This is a genomic window from Streptomyces bambusae (assembly GCF_019400985.1).
GTDB classification, from domain to species: Bacteria; Actinomycetota; Actinomycetes; order Streptomycetales; family Streptomycetaceae; genus Streptomyces; species Streptomyces bambusae_A.
This window is the reverse complement of the sequence record NZ_WTFF01000506.1, coordinates 1-3,288: the sequence shown is the minus strand read 5'-3', so window position 1 is coordinate 3,288 and position 3,288 is coordinate 1. Positions and strand designations below refer to the sequence as shown.

Annotated in this window: 3 protein-coding genes; 1 reads left to right on the top strand and 2 read right to left on the bottom strand. The window is 75.8% G+C overall.

The window, feature by feature from the left end:
• The coding region (gene galK, locus GPJ59_RS34795; protein WP_219672038.1) for a galactokinase at positions 1-1,176 on the bottom strand (1,176 nt) is incomplete at its 3' end.
• A complete protein-coding gene (galT, locus tag GPJ59_RS34790) occupies positions 1,173-2,204 on the bottom strand; it encodes a galactose-1-phosphate uridylyltransferase (protein ID WP_219672036.1) in 1,032 nt (343 codons plus the stop codon). The genes galT and galK, both read right to left, overlap by 4 nt.
• A 311-nt stretch (positions 2,205-2,515) precedes the next feature.
• On the opposite strand from galT, the gene GPJ59_RS34785 reads away from it, so the two are divergent.
• A partial coding sequence (locus tag GPJ59_RS34785; protein ID WP_219672035.1) for a serine/threonine-protein kinase occupies positions 2,516-3,288 on the top strand: 773 nt, incomplete at its 3' end.

Sequence of the window (3,288 nt, the reverse complement as noted above, 5' to 3'; positions counted from 1 at the left end):
ACGGCATACGATATCGCCCTCGGTCTCGGGGGCTGGGAGAGGTGAATAAGAGCCGGGGCGGTGGCCCGCCGCGGCGAAGGCGGCGGTGACCGCGTCGGCGCCCGCGCTCCGGTGCTCCGCGCGGACCAGGGCGATCACCGAGCCGCCGAAGCCGCCGCCGGTCATCCGGGCGCCCAGCGCCCCGGCCCCGCGTGCGGCCTCGACCACAAGGTCGCTCTCGGCGCAGGAGACGCGGTAGTCGTCCCGCAGGGAGGCGTGGCTCGCCGTCAGCAGCGGGCCGAGGGCGGCCGGTTCTCCCGCGTCGAGGTGTACGACGGCCCGCGCGACCCGGGCGTTCTCGCCGACCACGTGCCGGACCAGGGGGACGAGCTCCGCCGGGAGCCCGGCCAGGGCGGCGGGCAGGTCGGTGTCCGCGAGGTCCCGCAGGGCGGGCAGCCCCAGCAGCTTCGCCGCGCGTTCGCACCCGGCGCGCCGGGCGGCGTACGCCCCGTCGGCCAGGTCGTGCTGGACGCGGGTGTCGACCACCAGCAGGGACAGCCCCCGCGCGGCGAGGTCGAAGGGGACCTGCCGGTGGTCCAGGGTGCGGCTGTCGAGGTGGAGTGCGGCGCCCTCCTCGCAGCACATCGAGGCCATCTGGTCCATGATCCCGCAGGGCACCCCGGCGAAGCCGTTCTCGGCCTGCTGGGCGACCCGGGCCAGTTCGGGCCGGGACAGGCCGAGCGCGTACAGGTCGTCGTAGGCGGCGGCCACGGCGCACTCCAGGGCCGCCGAGGAGGACAGCCCGGCCCCGATGGGGACCGTGCTGTCCACGTGCAGGTCGGCGCCGCCGACCGGATGGCCGTTCTGACGCAGGGCCCAGACCACTCCGGCGAGGTAGCGGGCCCCGCCGCTCACCGCGCCCGGGGCCAGAGCGCCGACCGCCACCTCGGTGACCCGCCCGTCGCCCTGCGCGCTGTGCAGGCGCAGCCGGCCGTCGGTGCGGCGCCGGGCGGCGAGCACTGTGGTCTGCGGGAGGGCCATGGGCAGGGCGAAGCCGTCGTTGTAGTCGGTGTGTTCGCCGATGAGGTTGACCCGGCCGGGGGCGGCCCAGACGCCGTCCGGGGCCGAGCCGTGGACCCGGCGGAACTCCTCGCGCATCGCCCCGCGCGTCGTCCCGCGCGCCGCCTCGCGCCTCATCCGGCCGCCTCCCGCAGTCGTCGTGCGGCCGTCTCCGGGGCCACGTCGTTCATGAAGGCGTCCATGCCGGACTCGGTACCGGCCAGGTACTTGAGCTTGTCGGCGGTGCGCCGGACGGTGAACAGCTCCAGGTGCAGGGCGAGTTCCCCGCCCCCGCGGGCGGGGGCCTGGTGCCAGGCCGAGACGTACGGCGTGGGGCGGGAGCCGTCGAAGAGCCGGTCGAAGCGGCGCAGCAGGTCGAGGTAGAGGCCGGGGAATTCGCTCCGCTCCGCCTCGGTGAGGCGGGTCAGGTCGGGGACCCGGCGGTGCGGGTAGAGGTGGACCTCGTACGGCCAGCGGGCGGCGTACGGCACGAAGGCGGTCCAGTGCTCTCCGCTGAGCACCAGGCGTTCGGTGGCCGCCCGGGCGCCGGCGAGGAGGTCCTCGAAGAGGTTGCGGCCGGTGGTGGCGCGGTGGGCGGCCGCGGCGGCGATGTGCTTGGCGGTGCGCGGGGTGGTGAAGGGCAGGGCGTAGACCTGGCCGTGCGGGTGCGGGAGGGTCACGCCGATCTCCACGCCCCGGTTCTCGAAGCAGTACACCTGTTCCACGCCGGGGAGGGCGGACAGTTCCGCGGTGCGGTCGGTCCAGGCGTCCAGCACCAGCCGGGCCCGCTCCCGGGTGAGCCCGGCGAAGCCGGTGTCGTGCTCGGAGGTGAAGCAGACGACCTCGCACCGGCCGGCCGGGCCGGACAGGGCGGGGAACATGTTCTCGAAGACCGCCACCTCGTAGTCGGCGGCCGGGATCTCGGTGTACCGGTCGCCCCGGGTGGGGCAGAGCGGGCAGGCGTCGGCGGGCGGGTGGTAGGTGCGGGCCTGCCGGTGGGCGGCGATGACGACCCGGTCGCCGGTCGCCGGGTCGAGGCGTACCTCGGGCGTGCTCCGGCCGCGCTCGGGCGGGCGCCGGTCCTTGGCGCCGCGGTCCCGGCCGGGTGCCGCGTCGTAGTAGATCAGCTCGCGGCCGTCCGCGAGTTCGGTGACGGTCTTGTGCACGTCCTCACCTGTCTGTGGGCGGGCGGGCGGGTCGGGTCGGCGACGACGCCGGTCCCGATCATACGGCCGTGATACGGCCGTCCGGGGGACGGATCATGTTCCTGAGTCCGACCCCGTACGGCATCATGGCCCTGGCCGGCTGACGGGGGGATGGACGCGTGTCGCTGCACGACGGAACGGACGGGACGGACGGGACGGACGGGACGACCCACGGGACCCACGGGACGGACGACGTCGACCGGACCGACGCCGCCGGCGCAGTCGTCATCGGCGGGCGCTACCGGCTGCGCGAGCGGCTGGGGCGGGGCGGGATGGGGGTCGTCTGGCGGGCCACCGACGAGCTGCTGGGGCGTTCCGTCGCGGTGAAGATGCTGTCCCTCGACACGGGCGCCGATCCGGCGGGCGCGCTGCGCGAGGCGCGGGTCGTGGCCCAGGTCAGACATCCCCATGTGGTCGTCGTCCACGACGTCGTCGAGCACGAGGGACGGCCGGCCATCGTGATGGAGCTGGTCGACGGCGGCTCGCTCGCCGACCGGCTGGCGGCCCCGGACGGCACGCTGTCCCCTCGCGGGGCCGCCGAGCTCGGCCTGGCCCTGCTCGACGCGCTGTCCGCCGCCCACGCCCGCGGCGTGCTGCACCGGGACGTGAAGCCGGCGAACGTACTGCTGGAGGCGGGTACGGGCCGGGTGGTGCTGACCGACTTCGGGATCGCGAGCCTGCCCGGTGTGACGACCCTCAGCGGGACCGGGGTCTTCGCGGGCACGCCCGAGTACTCGGCGCCGGAGCGGATGCAGGGCGGCGACGCCGGCCCGGCCTCCGACCTGTGGTCGCTCGGCGCGCTGTTGTGCACGGCGGTGACGGGCGAGTCGCCGTTCCGCCGGGACTCGATCGGCGCCGTCCTGCACGCCGTCGTGTACGAGGAGATCCGGCCGTCGCCCCGGCTCGGGCCGCTCCTGCCGGTGGTCGGCGGACTGCTGGAGCGGGATCCGCAGCGGCGGCTGGGAGCGGCGGAGGCACGGCGCCGGCTGGCCGCCTGCGCGGCCGGCGACGGCGCGTCCGGTGGGCCCGTCGCTTATACACATCT